Source organism: Micromonospora sp. NPDC005205, from assembly GCF_040608275.1.
GTDB lineage: Bacteria > Actinomycetota > Actinomycetes > Mycobacteriales > Micromonosporaceae > Micromonospora.
On the sequence record NZ_JBEXHV010000005.1, the window covers coordinates 92,087 to 107,018 of the forward strand.

The 14,932-nt window shown below is 71.9% G+C and carries 14 protein-coding genes and 1 pseudogene; 6 read left to right on the forward strand and 9 right to left on the reverse strand.

Features of this window, described 5'->3' with window-relative positions; all coding sequences use genetic code 11:
• Positions 1 to 119 precede the first annotated feature (119 nt).
• From ABZU43_RS12065 to ABZU43_RS12080, 4 genes and pseudogenes are all read left to right on the forward strand, one after another.
• A pseudogene (locus ABZU43_RS12065) lies at positions 120 to 794 on the forward strand (CDP-alcohol phosphatidyltransferase family protein); the annotation flags it as partial.
• A 284-nt stretch (positions 795 to 1,078) separates the two neighbouring features.
• Positions 1,079 to 2,734 (forward strand): sulfatase-like hydrolase/transferase, encoded by a 1,656-nt coding sequence (locus tag ABZU43_RS12070; protein ID WP_355006538.1) that lies wholly within the window; start codon positions 1,079 to 1,081, stop codon positions 2,732 to 2,734.
• 35 nt (positions 2,735 to 2,769) lie between these two features.
• The gene (locus ABZU43_RS12075) at positions 2,770 to 3,567 is read left to right on the forward strand and encodes an FkbM family methyltransferase (RefSeq protein ID WP_355006539.1); all 798 of its coding nucleotides are present in this window, start codon (positions 2,770 to 2,772) and stop codon (positions 3,565 to 3,567) included.
• A gap of 90 nt (positions 3,568 to 3,657) precedes the next feature.
• Positions 3,658 to 4,614 carry a LysR family transcriptional regulator gene (locus ABZU43_RS12080; protein WP_355006540.1) on the forward strand — a complete coding sequence of 319 codons (957 nt, stop codon included), beginning with the start codon at positions 3,658 to 3,660 and terminating at the stop codon, positions 4,612 to 4,614.
• Here the strand turns inward: ABZU43_RS12080 and ABZU43_RS12085 are convergent.
• Genes ABZU43_RS12085 through ABZU43_RS12120 form a run of 8 tightly spaced genes read right to left on the reverse strand, consistent with a single transcriptional unit; the run spans position 4,539 to position 12,814 of the window.
• The gene (locus ABZU43_RS12085) at positions 4,539 to 5,777 is read right to left on the reverse strand and encodes a VWA domain-containing protein (protein WP_355006541.1); all 1,239 of its coding nucleotides are present in this window, start codon (positions 5,775 to 5,777) and stop codon (positions 4,539 to 4,541) included. The two genes, ABZU43_RS12080 and ABZU43_RS12085, sit on opposite strands and share 76 nt — an antisense overlap.
• Positions 5,774 to 6,685, reverse strand: a complete 912-nt coding sequence (locus ABZU43_RS12090) for an SRPBCC domain-containing protein (protein ID WP_355006542.1) — start codon at positions 6,683 to 6,685, stop codon at positions 5,774 to 5,776. Before ABZU43_RS12090 ends, ABZU43_RS12085 begins: the two co-directional genes overlap by 4 nt.
• Complete coding sequence (locus tag ABZU43_RS12095; protein WP_355006543.1) at positions 6,682 to 7,551, reverse strand: MoxR family ATPase; 870 nt, start codon at positions 7,549 to 7,551, stop codon at positions 6,682 to 6,684. The genes ABZU43_RS12090 and ABZU43_RS12095 overlap by 4 nt, the downstream gene beginning before the upstream one ends.
• Positions 7,548 to 8,123 (reverse strand): nucleotidyltransferase family protein, encoded by a 576-nt coding sequence (locus ABZU43_RS12100; protein ID WP_355006544.1) that lies wholly within the window; start codon positions 8,121 to 8,123, stop codon positions 7,548 to 7,550. The genes ABZU43_RS12095 and ABZU43_RS12100 overlap by 4 nt, the downstream gene beginning before the upstream one ends.
• Positions 8,124 to 8,126: 3 nt before the next feature.
• Positions 8,127 to 8,993, reverse strand: coding sequence for an XdhC family protein (locus ABZU43_RS12105; protein WP_355006545.1), 867 nt, complete (start codon positions 8,991 to 8,993; stop codon positions 8,127 to 8,129).
• Between the two features lie 10 nt (positions 8,994 to 9,003).
• Positions 9,004 to 11,394, reverse strand: a complete 2,391-nt coding sequence (locus ABZU43_RS12110; RefSeq protein ID WP_355006546.1) for an aerobic carbon-monoxide dehydrogenase large subunit — start codon at positions 11,392 to 11,394, stop codon at positions 9,004 to 9,006.
• Positions 11,391 to 11,939: a (2Fe-2S)-binding protein gene (locus ABZU43_RS12115; protein ID WP_355006547.1), complete on the reverse strand. Its 549-nt coding sequence runs from the start codon at positions 11,937 to 11,939 to the stop codon at positions 11,391 to 11,393. The genes ABZU43_RS12110 and ABZU43_RS12115 overlap by 4 nt, the downstream gene beginning before the upstream one ends.
• A gap of 2 nt (positions 11,940 to 11,941) precedes the next feature.
• A complete protein-coding gene (locus ABZU43_RS12120; RefSeq protein ID WP_355006548.1) occupies positions 11,942 to 12,814 on the reverse strand; it encodes a xanthine dehydrogenase family protein subunit M in 873 nt (290 codons plus the stop codon).
• 118 nt (positions 12,815 to 12,932) lie between these two features.
• On the opposite strand from ABZU43_RS12120, the gene ABZU43_RS12125 reads away from it, so the two are divergent.
• The gene (locus ABZU43_RS12125; RefSeq protein ID WP_355006549.1) at positions 12,933 to 14,006 is read left to right on the forward strand and encodes an XdhC/CoxI family protein; all 1,074 of its coding nucleotides are present in this window, start codon (positions 12,933 to 12,935) and stop codon (positions 14,004 to 14,006) included.
• Positions 14,007 to 14,011: 5 nt separating this feature from the next.
• Here ABZU43_RS12125 and ABZU43_RS12130 read toward each other — a convergent pair whose 3' ends face one another.
• On the reverse strand, positions 14,012 to 14,410 hold the full coding sequence (locus ABZU43_RS12130; RefSeq protein ID WP_355006550.1) for an NUDIX domain-containing protein: 399 nt from the start codon (positions 14,408 to 14,410) through the stop codon (positions 14,012 to 14,014).
• A gap of 77 nt (positions 14,411 to 14,487) precedes the next feature.
• On the opposite strand from ABZU43_RS12130, the gene ABZU43_RS12135 reads away from it, so the two are divergent.
• Positions 14,488 to 14,907, forward strand: coding sequence for an ASCH domain-containing protein (locus tag ABZU43_RS12135; RefSeq protein ID WP_355006551.1), 420 nt, complete (start codon positions 14,488 to 14,490; stop codon positions 14,905 to 14,907).
• The last annotated feature ends 25 nt before the right edge of the window (positions 14,908 to 14,932 follow it).

Sequence of the window (14,932 nt, forward strand, 5' to 3'; positions counted from 1 at the left end):
CGGCCGGCCGAGGGGCAGGTCTCTGTGTGGGACCCCTGCGGGTCGCGTTCAGAATGAACCGATCGGTCATATTTTCCGTGATGACGGTCAGGGTCACCCACCAGAGTCGCGGAGGCACGATGTCAACGGTTCGAACTGGTCCGGTCATCGGACTGCTCGTGCAGATCGGCCTGCTGGCCCTGCTGGCGGAGACGGTCGGTCTGGGCGCGGCGGGCTGGCTGGCGGGGCTGGCGTACGGGGTGGTCCTGTGCGCCCTGCTGAGCCGCGGGATGTCCCGCTCGGGCGCGGGTGCGCTCAGCCCGGCCGACCGGGTGACACTGAGTCGGGCGATCCTCGTCGGCGGCGTGACGGCCCTGGCCGCCGACTCGTTCGGCCGGTCGGCGCCGGTCACCCTGATGGTCGTCCTCACCAGCGTGGCGTTGGCCCTCGACGCTGTCGACGGGTACACGGCCCGCCGTACCGGAACCACCAGCGAGCTCGGCGCGCGCTTCGACATGGAGATCGACTCCGTCCTGGTTCTGGTGCTCTGCCTGCACGTGGCCCCCGCGGTGGGTGGCTGGGTGCTCGTGATCGGCGCGATGCGCTACCTCTACGGCGCCGCGACCTGGGTGTTGGAGTGGATGCGGGGATCCGCGCCGCCGCGTTACTGGAGCAAGGTCGTCGCCGCGATCCAGGGCGTCGTGTTGACGGTGGCGATGGCCGACGTGCTGCCCGCGCCGCTGACGACAATGGTGCTGGTGGTGTCGGTGGCGCTGCTGGTCGAGTCGTTCGGGCGGGACGTGACCTGGCTCTGGACGACCCGGCACCGCCGCCGCGCCGTCACCCACGCCACCCCGGCCGCGACGGTCCACGCGGGCAACTCGGCGAGCCACAGTGCCCCGAGCGCCGCGACGGCGCTGGGCTCGGGCCGGCCGGACGGGCTGCCCTGGTCGGACCGTCCCACGGTCACCGTCGCCCGACGCGGGACCGCTCGCGTCTGAGCCTCCCGGACGCCGCGACCAATAAAGATCATGGAAGGATGCCCGGGTTGTCGCTCTTGACGCGCGTACGTCGGCTGCCGAGCCAGGGACGGAGGGCCATGGAGGTAGAGGTCTCGGACGGCACCGCCGACGGCGCCGACGTCGAGGAGCAGCCGAAACGCTCCATCGCCGCCCGGCTGACGACCGTGCTGGCCGCACTGCTCGTGCTGCTCGTCCTCACCGTGCCGTACGACTACGGCCGGCTCAACCCGGCGGCGTTCGCGCGGATCCCCCTGGAGGCGCTACTGGTCGTGGCCCTCCTGCTCGCCCTACCGTCTCGTGGCAGCCGGATGGTCGCGACGCTGGCCGGCGTGGCTCTCGGCCTGCTCGGCCTGTTGAAGCTGCTCGACCTGGGATTCACCGCATCGCTGAGCCGGGCGTTCGACCCGGTGCTCGACTGGGCGCTCCTCGACGAGGGATTCGCCTTCCTCAGCGAGTCGTACGGCCGGCCGGCCGCCATCGGTGCCGCGGTCACCCTGGCGGTGGTGGTCGTGGTCCTGCCGACACTTGTCACGCTGTCGATGCGGCGACTGCGGGGGGTGGTGGTCCGGCACCGCACCGGGACCACCCGGGTCGTTGCCGCGCTGGTGGTCGTCTGGGTGGCCTGCGCTGCGTTCAACGTGCGGGTGGTCGAGGGCGTACCGGTCGCCGATACGTCCGCGACCACCCTGGCCAACGGTCACGGCTTCCAGGTGCGCCTGCGCCTCGACGACCGCGAGACGTTCGGCGCCCTGATCGAGGCCGACACGTTCGGCGACACCCCGGGCGACCAGCTACTGACCGCGCTGCGCGGCAAGAACGTGGTCGTCGCCTTCGTGGAGAGCTACGGCCGGGACGCCGTCGAGGACCCGGAGTTCGCGCCGTGGGTAGGTGCGGTCCTCGACCGCGGCACCAGTCAGCTGAGCGCGACGGGTTTCGCCGCGCAGAGCGGCTTCCTCACCTCGCCGACCTTCGGTGGCGGCAGTTGGCTCGCGCACGACACACTGCTCTCCGGACTCTGGATCGACAACGATCAGCGCCACCGCACCCTGCTGGCCAGTGACCGAATGACCCTCAACCGCGCCTTCCAACGCGCGAACTGGCAGACCGTGGGCGTGATGCCCGCCGTCACCAAGCCGTGGCCGGAGGGCTCCTTCTTCGGCTACGACCGGTTCTACGACGCCAGGACGCTCGCGTACCGAGGCCCGAAGTTCAGCTTCGGCACCCCGCCCGACCAGTACACCCTGGCCAGCTGGCAGCGCCTGGAGCAGGCGAAGCGCGACGGCAACGTGATGACCGAGCTGGCGTTGGTGTCGAGTCACGCGCCCTGGACGCCCGTCCCGCCGCTGCTCGACTGGGCCGACGTCGGCGACGGCGCGGTCTACCGTGGTGCCGGCGCGGGCAGGTCGGACGACAAGCGCCGCAACACCGCCCAGATCCGGGCGGACTACCGGAAGTCCATCGAGTACACCCTCGGCGCGCTCATCTCCTACGTGCGGACCTACGGAGACGACGACCTTGTGTTCATCGTCCTCGGTGACCACCAGCCCGCCGCGGTCGTCACCGGCGAGAACGCCAGCCACGACGTGCCGATCTCGATCATCACCCGGGACCGGGCCGTGCTGGACCGGATCTCCGGGTGGGGCTGGCAGGACGGGCTGAAGCCCGGGCCGCAGGCGCCGGTCTGGCGGATGGACGCCTTCCGGGACCGGTTCCTGACCGCCTTCGGGCCGTGACCCGGCCACCTCTCTCACGGACTGGACCCAGACAGATGACGGCTAGCACCGCCACCAGGATCGCCGCGCTCCGGAGCGACCCGGCCCTGTCCCTGCTGCACCGGTCGCTGGACGTCTACTACGGCGATCCCGAGCGGGACGCGAGGATGGACGCCTTCTACTCCCGCTTCGTCAACGGCGGGGACCTCGTCTTCGACATCGGCTCCCACGTGGGCGATCACATCGCCAGCTTCCGTCGCCTCGGTGCCCGGGTCGTCGCTGTGGAACCGCAGCCGTTGTGTCTGCGCGCCCTGCGGGCGATCTACGCCGACGACGACCAGGTGACGGTGATCGACGCGGCGTGTGGCGCGCTCCCCGGGCGTACCCGGTTGCACGTCAACTCCGCCAACCCCACAGTGTCCACCGCCTCACCGGATTTCGTCCTCGCGGCCGAGGGCGCGGGCGGGTGGGAGGGCCAGGTGTGGGACACCGACATCGAGGTGGCGGTGGTCACCGTCGACGCGCTGATCGAGACGTACGGCGTGCCGGCCTTCACCAAGATCGACGTTGAGGGCTTCGAGGACGAGGTGCTGGCCGGCCTGACCCGCCCGCTGCCCGCGCTGTCGTTCGAGTTCACCACCATCGCGCGTGCGGTCGCCGACCGGTGTCTCGATCGCCTGACCGCGCTGGGTTTCGACGGCTTCGACATCGCGGTGGGCGACGACAAGTCGATGGCCTTCCAACGGTGGACGTCCGCGACCGACCTGGCGACGCACCTGCACGACCTGCCGCACGCCGCGAACTCCGGCGACGTGTACTGCGTGTCCGGAAACCAGGCGGTCACCACCGACTGATCGGGTGCTGGCGGTGGCGCGGGCCAGCGCGGGATGATCGACGTTCGTCTCGACGCCGAGCCGAGCCACGGATCGCCGGGGAGAGGGCCGATGACCCCGACACAGCTGCGCGCGTACGTCGCCGTGGTCCGGCTGGGCTCGGTCAAACAGGCCGCCGCGGAGCTTCAGGTCTCCGAGTCGGCGGTGTCGCTGCACATCGCCCAACTGCGCAAGGAGTTCGGCGACAAGCTCTTCGCCCGGACGGCGGCGGGCCTCGCGTTCACAGCGGGTGGGCTGCGGCTGGCCAGTCGGGCGGCGGAACTGCTGGGCCTGCAGGACCGCACCATCCTGGAGGTCAGCGCCGCGACGCGCGGCCGACGGATGCTGCGGGTCGCGGCGTCGAGCCTGTTCGCGGAGTTCGCCGCGCCGGGCCTGATCGAACTCTTCGCGAAGCGCGCCGCCGACCTCGACGTCGAGTTGAGCGTGCGCAACCCGGGGGCGTTCGAGTCGCTGCTGTTGACCCGCGCCGCGGACATCGCGATCGGGCCGCAACCGTCGGTCGTCGACAGCGCGATCGACTGCCGGCCGGTGATGAACTACCGGCTCGTGATCGCCGTCGGTCCGGAGCATCCACTGGCCGGCATGGCGGCGTCACCGGGGCAGCTGCGGGAACAGACCTGGCTGCTCGGGCCGTCGGCCGCCACCGAGTGGGGCGCGGTCCCGGCGCTGCTGCGCCGGCTCGCCGTGCCGGACGAGCGGCAGCAGTTGTTCCAGAGCCACGCGGCCGCGCTGGGGGAGGCCAAGCGGGGCAGGGGGGTGGCGCCGGCCCTCGCGTTCACCGTCGCGCCGGACATCCGTCAGGGCCAGCTCGGGCAGGTGCTGGGGCCGCACGCGACGATGGAGGCGGTGTGGCATGCGCAGGTGCTCGCCACCCCCGGCTCGATGTCGGCCGCCGAGGAGCTGTCGCGCTTCTCGTCGACGCCGAGGGCGATTCAGGCGATGATGCGCGGCGCGGGCGTCAGCGTCGGCCATTTCCGGCCGTCGGTGCACGTGACGCTCTGGAGCTGACGGGCGACGACAAGCAGGTCCTGGAAGGTGCCGGCCGGCAGCATCCGGTCGCAGTAGGGGAGTGCGGCGGCCATCCCGCCGACGCGAGGGGCGAAGCCGGGCGCGCCGGCGCGGGGATTCAACCAGAGGATCCGGTACGCGCGGCGGCTCAGACGGGCCATCACCGCTGCCAGGTCGTCGGGCGGGTCGCTGTCCCACCCGTCCGACCCGATCACCACCACTGCCCCGCGTACGGCGTCCGCGTGGTGGGAGGTGAGCAGGGCGCGCAGGTTGGTGGCGATCCGGGTGCCCCCGTACCGGTCGGTCACGGCGGCGCTGGCCTGTGCGACCGCCTCTGCCGCCGAGGTGTGCCGGAGCACCACTGTGAGCCGGGTCAGCGTCGTGGCGAACGCGAACACCTCCGCGTCGGCGACCACCGCGAACGCCCGCATCAGATGCAGGTACGCGGTGGCCTGCGCCCGCATCGACTCGCTGACGTCACAGAGCAGCACGACCCGGCGTGGCCGCCGTACCGGGCGCGCCCGGACGACCTCTATCGGCTCCCAGCCGGTACGCCGGGACCGGGCGATGGTGGCCCGCAACGCGATCCGGGCGCCGGCCGGGCCGACGGTGTGCCGCCGGGTGCGTCGGGTCGGCCAGCCGGCTACGGCCGCGCGCAGGGCGTCGCCGAGTTGCGTGACCTGAGCCGCGTCGAGTTCGTCGAACGGACGGTCGGCGAGCCCCGTGTGGGCGCTCGGGCGCCGCTCGGGCAGTCGCAGCGGGGTGTCGTGCTCGGGGGTCTCGGCGACCACCGGCGGCAGTGTCGCCCAGGGCAGGCCGCCGCCCGGCCCCGCGTCGTCGGTGTCGGCCGGCACCCGGACGTACACGTCGTCGGAACTGTCGGCCGGGGGCGCGGACCGCTGCGGTCGGGGCAACGGTGGTGGGTCCGCGAAGACCGCCGCGAAGACCCGGTCGAACGCGGGCACGTCGGTGTGCCGTCGCACCAGGCTGATCCGGGCGGTCCAGTAGAGCGACGACATCGAGTCGGGCGGGCTGGCGGCGAGCGCACGGACGAAGTCGTCGACGGCGGTCAGCCCGGCCGGAACCCCGGCCCGGCGCAGCCGGCTGGCGAGAGCCACCGCGAACGCGGCTCGGTCGACGCCGCGCAGCACGCCCTGGCTCACCGGCGCGCGACCAGCCAGGCGATCACCGCGCCGACCGCGACCAGACCGACGACCACCGGTACGAGACGCTTGGTGACCGACCCGCCGGCGATGCTGAGCAGGTCGAGCGCCTCCGGCTCGGCGGTTGGCGCGACACGTACGGCATCGCCCGACGGCCCGACGGCCGACGGCGCGATGCCCGACGACGCGACCGGCGACGACGCGTCCGGCGGCGGCGAACCTGGCCGTGACGAGACCGGCGACGGGCCGGCGGGTGACGGCCCGACCGGTGACGGCTCGACGGGTGAGGGTGCCACGGCGGCGGTGCTGGGCGTGGTGGCGACCGCCGTGGCGGACGCGGCCGGAGTCGGCTCGATCGGCGCGGTGGACGCCGCCGGGGTTGACGAGGACGCCGCCGGGGTGGGCGCGGGCGGCACGGTGGGCGTGGCCGCCACGGGTTGGGCGTGCGGATGCGGGGCCGGTGGTTCGGCGGCGAGCTTGGCCTCCAGGTTCGCGACGAACTGGGCCAGCAGCTTGCCCGACACCTCCTTGATCATGCCGCTGCCGAACTGGGCCAGCTTGCCGGAGATCTTCAGGTCGGTGTCCACACTGACCAGCGTCCGGTCGCCGTCCGGCCGCAGGTGGGCGGTGACCAGCGCGGACGCGTTCCCCGTCGAGCGGGCGTCGCGGCCCTTCGCGTCGATCACCCCGCGGTAGGCGGCGTCGTCCTTCTCGACGAAGCGGGCGGTGCCCGCGAACTCCGAGACGACCGGTCCGACCTTGACCCGCACCCGGCCCTGGTAGACGTCGCCGTCGACGTCGGTCAGCTGGGCGCCCGGCAGGCACGGCGCGAGCCCTTCCAGGTCGGTGAGCACCGCCCAGGCCCGGTCGATCGGGACGGTGACCGCGAACTCGTTGGTGATCTTCATGGTGGGCTCTCCTGGTAGGCGCCGAGCGCGGCGGCGACCACGGCGCGGTCGTCGGGGGTCTTGGCGATGGTGCCGATGGTCTGCGCGACACCGTCGGCGGCCAGGTCGGTGACACCCAGCACGGACAGCGCGCCCACCCAGTCGATGGTCTCCGCCATGCCGGGCGCCTTCTCCAACTCCCGGTGGCGTACGCCGCCGACGAACTGCACTGCCGTCTGGATCAGCGGCCCGGCCGCGCCCGGTACGGCCCGGCGGACGATCTCCACGGCGCGGGCCGGTTCGGGAAAGTCGATCCAGTGGTAGAGGCAGCGGCGGCGCAGCGCGTCGTGCAACTCCCGGCTGCGGTTGGAGGTGAGCACCACGACCGGTGGCGTCCGGGCGGTGAAGGTGCCGAGTTCGGGGATCGTGATGCCGGCCTCGCCGAGGAACTCGAACAGCAGCGCCTCGAACTCGTCGTCGGCCCGGTCGATCTCGTCGATCAGCAGCACCGGCGGGACCGGCCCCTGGTGGCGTACGGCCCGCAGGATCGGCCGTTCCTGGAGGTACTCGGCGCTGAACAGGTCCGCGTCGGTGAGCCGGCTGTGGTGCGCCTCGGCGAGCCGGATCGCCAGCAGTTGCCGCTGATAGTTCCACTCGTAGAGCGCCTCGCCCGCGGTGAGCCCCTCATAGCACTGCAACCGGATCAGCGGTGTCTCCAGCGCGCGGGCCAACGCCTTCGCGGCGGCGGTCTTGCCGACCCCCGGCTCGCCCTCCAGCAGCAGCGGCCGGCCGAGGCGCAGGGCCAGGAACAGGGCCATCGCCATGCCGTCGTCGACCAGGTAGTCGACGGCGTCGAGGCGGTGCCGCACGGCCAGGGCGTCCCTCATGCCTCGCCCGCCAGCAGGCGCTCGTAGTCGGCCCGGGTGTCGACGTCGATCGGCACCGGCCCGTCGACGGGCACCTCGGTCACCGGGTGGCGGCCGGAGTGCAGCAGCTTCCAGACGGCCTTGTCGCCGTGCAGGTCGTACAACTCGGGCAGGACCTCGCGGCCGAAGCGGAAGGGATGGCCCAGGCCGTCCGCGTACCGGCACACGGCCAGCGGGGTGCCGGCCGCGGCGACCCGGCGGACGTCCGCGGCGCGGACGCCGGGCTGGTCACCGAGGAGCAGCACGAGGGCGTCGGCGCGCGGGTCCACCGCACGCGCGGCGGTGCGCACCGACGACCCGCAGCCGGTGCTGAACGCCGGGTTCTGCACGACCTGGCAGCCGGTCAGGTCCACCCGGTCGCGGATGTCGCCCGCCGCGCCGCCCAGTGTGACGAGCAACTGGTCGAAGCCGCACGAGCGGGCCAGGTCGACTGTGGCGTCGAGCAGCGTCCGCCCCCGGTACGGGAGCAGTTGCTTGGCCTCGCCGAGCCGCACCGAGGCTCCAGCGGCGAGCACCACGCCGGTCAGGAACACCTGTCACGCCGCCGTGAAGCTCGCGAGGCAACCGGCGCAGCAGAACCAGAAGTCCTGCCCGTCGACGCGCGTGTGCGGCGTCTCTGCCCCGACCAGCACCGTCATCCCACACACCGGGTCGACAGCCTGCTGAGGTCGGGCGGCCGGCGCTCCGGAGGCCGGGGCCGACCCGTCCACCCGGATGGCCCGGACCACCTCACCCATGATCGCCAGGGCGATCTCCGCTGGTGTACGCGCGCCGATCTCCAGCCCGGCCGGGGTGTGGACGCGGGCGCGTTCCGCGTCGGTGAGGCCCAGCTCGTCGAGCAGGGCCACGCCGCGTCTACCACTGGCGACCAACGCGATGAACCCGACGCCGGCGTCGAGCGCGGCCCGGATCGCCGCCGGCTCGCCCTTGCCCAACCCGGCCACCACCACAGCGGTGCAGCCGGTGCTGTCGTCGGCGGTGACGACGTCGAAGTCGAGGAACGCGGCCAGTGTCGTCACGGCGGCGCTGATCGGGGTGTCACCGACCACGCGCAGCGCCGGCGCCGGCAGCATCGGCCGGAGGAAGACCTCGATCGCCCCACCGGAGTGGCACGGGTTCACCACCACCCGAGCCCCCGGCGTCTCCGGGAACGGGGTCGCGCCCTCCGGCAGCACCCGCAGCAGCAGGGCGGTGCCGTCGCGCAGGGCGTCGAGGGCTGCCGCCCGCACCGAACTCTCCGCGCACACGCCGCCCACGAAGCCCTCGATCGAGCCGTCGGACCGGATCACCGCGTCGTCGCCCGGCCGCGCCGACGTCGGATCCTGCGCGCGGACCACTGTGGCGTGGACGAACGGCTCCCGGGTGTCGGTCAGCTCCCGGGCGCGTTCGGCGATGGTGGTCATCCTCGGCTCCTCAGATCGGCGGCCGGGCCTGGCCGCGCATCGCGTCCCAGACCCGCGACGGCGTCAGTGGCATGTCGGCGTGGCGGACGCCGAAGGGCTTCAGGGCGTCGATGACCGCGTTGACGATCGCGGGCGGCGACCCCACGGTGGCGGACTCGCCCACGCCCTTCGCGCCGATCGGGTGGTGCGGCGACGGCGTGACGGTGAAACCGGTCTCCCAGTCGGGCACTTCGAGGGACGTCGGGATCAGGTAGTCCATCAGGGACGCGCCGAGGCAGTTGCCGTCCTCGTCGAACGCGATCATCTCCATCAGCGCCATGCCGACCCCGTCGGTCAGGCCGCCGTGCACCTGCCCCTCGATGATCATCGGGTTGATCCGGGTGCCGCAGTCGTCGACAGCGATGAACCGTCGGACCTTCACCTGCGCGGTGCCGGGGTCGATGTCCACCACGCAGATGTACGCGCCGTGCGGATAGGTCAGGTTCGACGGGTTGTAGCAGATCTGCGCCTCCAGGCCACCCTCGATGCCCTCGGGCAGGTCACCCGCACCGTGCGCGCGCAGGGCGATGTCCTGGATCGTGACGGACCTGCCCGGGTCACCGGCAACGTGGAACGCGCCCTTCTCCCACTCCAGGTCGGCGACCGACACCTCGAGCATCCCCGAGGCGATGATCCGGGCCTTGTCGCGAACCTTCCGGGCCACCAGGGCCGCCGCCGCGCCCGAGACGGGCGTCGAACGGCTGCCGTACGTGCCGAGGCCGAACGGGGTGTTGTCGGTGTCGCCGTGCAGCACCTCGATGTCCGCCGGTGGGATCCCGATCTCCTCGGCGACGATCTGCGCGAACGTCGTCTCGTGGCCCTGACCCTGCGACTGCACGCTGAGGCGTACCACTGCCTTCCCGGTCGGGTGGACGCGCAGCTCGCAGCCGTCGGCCATGCCCAGCCCGAGGATGTCCATGTCCTTGCGCGGCCCGGCGCCGACGGCCTCGGTGAAGAACGCGATGCCGATGCCCATCAGCTCGCCCCGGGCGCGTTTCTCGGCCTGCTCGCGGCGCAGCTCGTCGTAGCCGGCCATCTCCATCGCCAGCCGCATCGTCGGCTCGTAGTTGCCCGAGTCGTACACCCAGCCGGTCTTCGTCGTGTACGGGAACTGCTCCGGCTGGATGAAGTTCTTCAACCGCAGCTCGGCCGGGTCCATGCCGAGTTCGTCGGCGAGGCAGTCGACGATCCGCTCGACCAGGTAGACCGCCTCGGTGATCCGGAACGAGCAGGCGTACGCGACGCCACCGGGTGCCTTGTTGGTGTAGACCGCTGTCATCTTGCAGTATGCGGCCTCGATGTCGTAGCTGCCGGTGAAGACCCCGAAGAAGCCCGCCGGGTACTTCACCGGGGCGGCGGTGCCGTTGAACGCTCCGTGGTCGGCCAGCACGTTGGTGCGGATGCCGAGGATCCGGCCATCGCGGGTAGCGGCGATCTCCCCGCGCATGATGTAGTCGCGAGCGAAACCGGTGCTGATCAGGTTCTCCGAGCGGTCCTCCATCCACTTCACCGGCTTGCCGGTCACGATCGAGGCGACGATCGCGCAGACGTACCCGGGGTAGATCGGCACCTTGTTGCCGAACCCGCCGCCGATGTCCGGCGAGATCACCTGGATCTTGTGCTCGGGCAGGCCCGCCACGATGGCGTAGAGGGTGCGGTGCGCGTGCGGGGCCTGGGTGGTCGACCAGAGTCGCAGCTTGCCGTCGACCGCGTCGTAGTCGGCGACCGCCCCACACGTCTCCATCGGCGCCGGGTGCACCCGGGGGTAGACGAGATCCTGGCTGACCACGACGTCCGCGCGGGCGAAGACCGCTTCGGTGGCCGCCTCGTCGCCGGTCTCCCAGTCGAAGCAGTGGTTGTTCGTCTTGCCGTCCAGATCGTCGCGGATCAGCGGTGCGTCCGACTCCAACGCCCGGCGCGCGTCGATCACCGGGTCGAGGACGTCGTACTCGACGTCGATCAGCTCCAGCGCGTCACGTGCCGCGTAGCGGTCGTCGGCGACGACGAACGCCACCTCCTGGCCCTGGAAGCGCACCTTGTCGGTGGCGAGCACGGCCTGCACGTCGTTGGAGAGCGTCGGCATCCAGGCCAGGTTCTGCTGCGCCAGCATCGCACCGGTCACCACAGCCCTCACCCCGGGCGACGCCTCGGCGGCACTGGTGTCGATGCTGACGATCCGGGCGTGCGCCACCGGCGACCGGAGGATAGCGAGGTGCAGCATGCCGGGCAGTTGGACGTCGTCGACGTACCGGCCGCGCCCACGCAGGAAGCGCGGGTCCTCCTTGCGCAGCATCCGGCCGTACCCGACGGGCTTCTGGTCGTTGTCGTGGAACGTGTCCACGCGCTCGTGCACAGTGGTCATGCGACGGCCTCCGCGGGTTGGCCGGCGTTGTCGATCTCGCCAGCCTCGGACGATTCGGTGGTCTCGGTGACCTGGGCCGCAGCCTGCGCCTCCGCCACGGCGGCCCAGCGGACCGAGCGCACGATGGTGGCGTAACCCGTGCACCGACAGATCTGACCCGAGATCGCCTCCCGGATCTCCGTCTCGCTCGGGTCGGGGTTGCGGTCGAGCAGCGCCCGCGCGGTCATCATCATCCCCGGGGTGCAGAAACCGCACTGCAGACCGTGGCACTGCATGAACCCCTGCTGGATCGGGTCCAGCTCGGCGCCCTTGGCGAGGCCCTCGACGGTACGCACCTGATGGCCGCCGGCCATCGCGGCGAGCACAGTGCACGACTTCACCGGCTCGCCGTCGAGCCAGACCACGCAGGTGCCGCAGTTGCTGGTGTCGCAGCCCCAGTGCGTGCCGGTCAGACCCAGCACGTCGCGCAGGAAGTGCACCAGCAGCAGCCGGCCCTCGATCTCCCGGGTGACCTCGACGTCGTTGACGGTCATGGTGACCTGCATGCTCAGCTCCTCGCCCGTTCGACGGCCCGGCGCAGGGTCCGCCGGGTCAGCTCGGCGGCCAGATGCCGCTTGTAGTCCGCGCTGCCGCGCTGGTCGGTCACCGGGTCGCAACTGTCCGCGGCGATCGCCCCGGCCTGCTCGTAGAGGCTCTCCGAGGGTTCCTGCCCGCGCAGCGTCGCCGAGATCGCCGGGATGCCGGTGGTGTTGGGGCCGACCGCCGCGAGCCCGACCCGGGCGTCGACGATCGCGCCGCCGTCGAGCCACACCGCCGCGCCGGCCGACACCACGGCCCAGTCGCCGGCCCGGCGCTCGACCTTGGCGTACGCGCTGCCACAGCCGGGCCGTACCGGTAGCCGGATCTCGACCAGGATCTCGTCGTCGGCGACGGCCGTCTCGTACGGCCCGACGTGGAACTCCTCCATCGACACGACCCGCTCCGTGCCGCCCGGGCCACGGATCACGCACCGCGCGTCCAGCGTCGTGCAGACCGCCGACAGGTCCTCGGACGGGTCGGCCTGGCACAGCGAGCCGCCCAGCGTGCCCCGGTTGCGCACCACCGGGTCGGCGATCACCCGTTCGGCGTCGGCGAAGATCGGGAACGCCGTCGCCAGCACGGGGGATTCGAGGAGCTCCCGATGCCGGGTCAGCGCACCGATGCGGACCTCATCGGGGCCCGCCTCGACGTAGCCCAACTCGCCGTGCAGGTCGTTGATGTCGATCAGATAGTCGAAGTTGGCCAGCCGGAGCTTCATCATCGGCAACAGGCTGTGCCCGCCGGCGATCAGGCGGGCTGTCCCGCCCAACCGCTCCAGCAGGCTGATCGCATGGTCCACACTGGTGGCTCGCTCGTACTCGAACGGTGCCGGCACCTGCATGTCGCACCTCCGTAGTCCGGCAGAATCTCTGCCCGGCGGGGGTCAAAGTCAACGGTGACCTAAGCAGTTGCTTAGGTCACCGTTGACGGTGCCGCCGGGGCTCGCGGATCGTGCGGCCATGCGGGACATCGTCGACGGGCTGGCCGGCTGGCGTGCGGAGGGCGTCGCGTTCGCCGTCGCGACCGTCGCCCGGACCTGGCAGTCCGCGCCCCGGCAACCTGGCGCGGCGATGGCCGTCTCGGCGAACGGCGACGTGGTGGGAAGCATCTCGGGCGGCTGCGTCGAGGGTGCCGTCTACGAACTCTGCCGGGCCGCGATCCAGACCGGCACGGCGCGCACCCAGACCTTCGGCGTCAGCGACGACGACGCGTTGGACGTCGGGCTGACCTGCGGCGGCACCATCCAGGTCCTGGTGCAACCGAGCGTGGCGATGGCCGAGTTCGACGAGGTCCTCGCCGCGATCCGCGACGGCCGTCCGGTCGCCACCGCATCGGTCGAGAACGCCCAGCTGGTGATCTGGCCGGATCGGGTCGCGGGCAGCCTCGGCGCACCCGATCTGGACGACGCGGCGGCCCGGCAGGCGACCGGGATGCTCGCGCTCGGCGTCACCGGCACGATCCACCTGGGCCGGCAGGGGCAGCAGCGTGGCGACGAGGTGGCCGTGTTCGTCCAGTCGTACGTGCCGCCACCCCGGATGATCGTCTTCGGCGCGATCGACTTCGCCGCCGCGATGGCCCGGATCGGCAAGTTCCTCGGCTACCACGTGACGGTCTGCGACGCCCGCCCGGTGTTCGCCACCCGTGCGCGCTTCCCGGACGTCGACGACCTCGTCGTCCGCTGGCCGCACGCGTACCTGGAGTCGACGACCGTCGACGACCGCACGGTGCTCTGCGTCCTGACCCACGACCCCAAGTTCGACGTGCCGCTGCTCCAGGTCGCCCTCGCCACACCGGCCCGTTACATCGGCGCGATGGGCAGCCGACGTGCCCACGACGATCGGATACGCCGGTTGCGCGAGGCCGGTGTCCCGGAGAGCGCGCTGGCCCGACTCCGTTCACCGATCGGGCTGGACCTGGGCGCGCGGACACCGGAGGAGACGGCCGTGGCGATCGCCGCCGAGATCACCGCCCAGACCTGGGGCGGCACGGGACGCCCGCTCAGCGACCTGGCGACCCCGATCCACCACACCTGACTGGTCTAGATCAGGCGCAGGACCAGCGCGGCGGAGACCGCCAACTCGCGGTCGAGCACCTCGTCCCGGGGGACGAACACCATGGCCTGCCCCTCACCGAGGACGACGTCCTCCTGTCGAGCCGTGGTGGTGCCACGGAACACGTGGACGGTAACGGTGTGGGGAAAGCCGGCCTCGTACGGACGCGGACCGCTCCACAGCGGATGCAGCTCACCCGCGGTCAGACCCGTCTCCTCCAGCAACTCGCGGCGGGCCGCCTCCTCCGGTGACTCGCCGGGCTCGACGTGGCCACCGGGCAGGCTCCACTGGCCCGGCGAGACGACCGCATCCTCGTCGCGGTGCTGCAGCAACACCGCACCCGATTGATCGACGAGCAGCACGAGGGCGACATCGTAGGTGGCCATGATCAGACCGTGCCACGTCGCCGTGGGCATGTCGACGACGGTCCGGCCCGGCGCGCCGGGTCGCGTACGCTCCGCGGATGGACCTCGATGATCTTCCGCTTGCCGAGTTCGCGTTTCCGGGGCCACTGCGGGACAAGCTCGTGGGCGCGATCCTGTCCGGGGCCAAGACCTCGACGACGGGCCTGCTGATCGGGTACGAGTGCGCGAACGAGCCACTGCCCGAGGTGGGTCAACTGTCGGCCGTGGTGGACTCCGCCGGTCGCCGGGTCGCGGCCATCGAGCTGACCGACGTACGGGTGGTCCGGCTCGCCGACGTCGACCTGCCACACGCCCTGGCCGAGGGGGAGGGCGACGAGTCGGTGGCGCAGTGGCGTGCGGGGCACGAGACGTTCTGGCACAGCGCCGAGGTACGCGCCGAGTTGGGCGATCCCGACTTCACAGTGGATGACGACACCCTGGTGGTGACCGAACGCTTCCGGCTGGTGCACGTCGCCTGATCTGTTGTCGCCACCGTGGACGGTT

Excerpts from the sequence above, each read along its gene's own strand:
- ABZU43_RS12070 (WP_355006538.1), top strand. The coding sequence starts at position 1,079 with ATGGAGGTAGAGGTCTCGGACGGCACCGCCGACGGCGCCGACGTCGAG.
- ABZU43_RS12075 (WP_355006539.1), top strand. The coding sequence starts at position 2,770 with ATGACGGCTAGCACCGCCACCAGGATCGCCGCGCTCCGGAGCGACCCG.
- ABZU43_RS12080 (WP_355006540.1), top strand. The coding sequence starts at position 3,658 with ATGACCCCGACACAGCTGCGCGCGTACGTCGCCGTGGTCCGGCTGGGC.
- ABZU43_RS12090 (WP_355006542.1), bottom strand. The coding sequence starts at position 6,685 with ATGAAGATCACCAACGAGTTCGCGGTCACCGTCCCGATCGACCGGGCC.
- ABZU43_RS12095 (WP_355006543.1), bottom strand. The coding sequence starts at position 7,551 with ATGAGGGACGCCCTGGCCGTGCGGCACCGCCTCGACGCCGTCGACTAC.
- ABZU43_RS12105 (WP_355006545.1), bottom strand. The coding sequence starts at position 8,993 with ATGACCACCATCGCCGAACGCGCCCGGGAGCTGACCGACACCCGGGAG.
- ABZU43_RS12110 (WP_355006546.1), bottom strand. The coding sequence starts at position 11,394 with ATGACCACTGTGCACGAGCGCGTGGACACGTTCCACGACAACGACCAG.
- ABZU43_RS12115 (WP_355006547.1), bottom strand. The coding sequence starts at position 11,939 with ATGCAGGTCACCATGACCGTCAACGACGTCGAGGTCACCCGGGAGATC.
- ABZU43_RS12120 (WP_355006548.1), bottom strand. The coding sequence starts at position 12,814 with ATGCAGGTGCCGGCACCGTTCGAGTACGAGCGAGCCACCAGTGTGGAC.
- ABZU43_RS12125 (WP_355006549.1), top strand. The coding sequence starts at position 12,933 with ATGCGGGACATCGTCGACGGGCTGGCCGGCTGGCGTGCGGAGGGCGTC.
- ABZU43_RS12130 (WP_355006550.1), bottom strand. The coding sequence starts at position 14,410 with ATGGCCACCTACGATGTCGCCCTCGTGCTGCTCGTCGATCAATCGGGT.
- ABZU43_RS12135 (WP_355006551.1), top strand. The coding sequence starts at position 14,488 with ATGGACCTCGATGATCTTCCGCTTGCCGAGTTCGCGTTTCCGGGGCCA.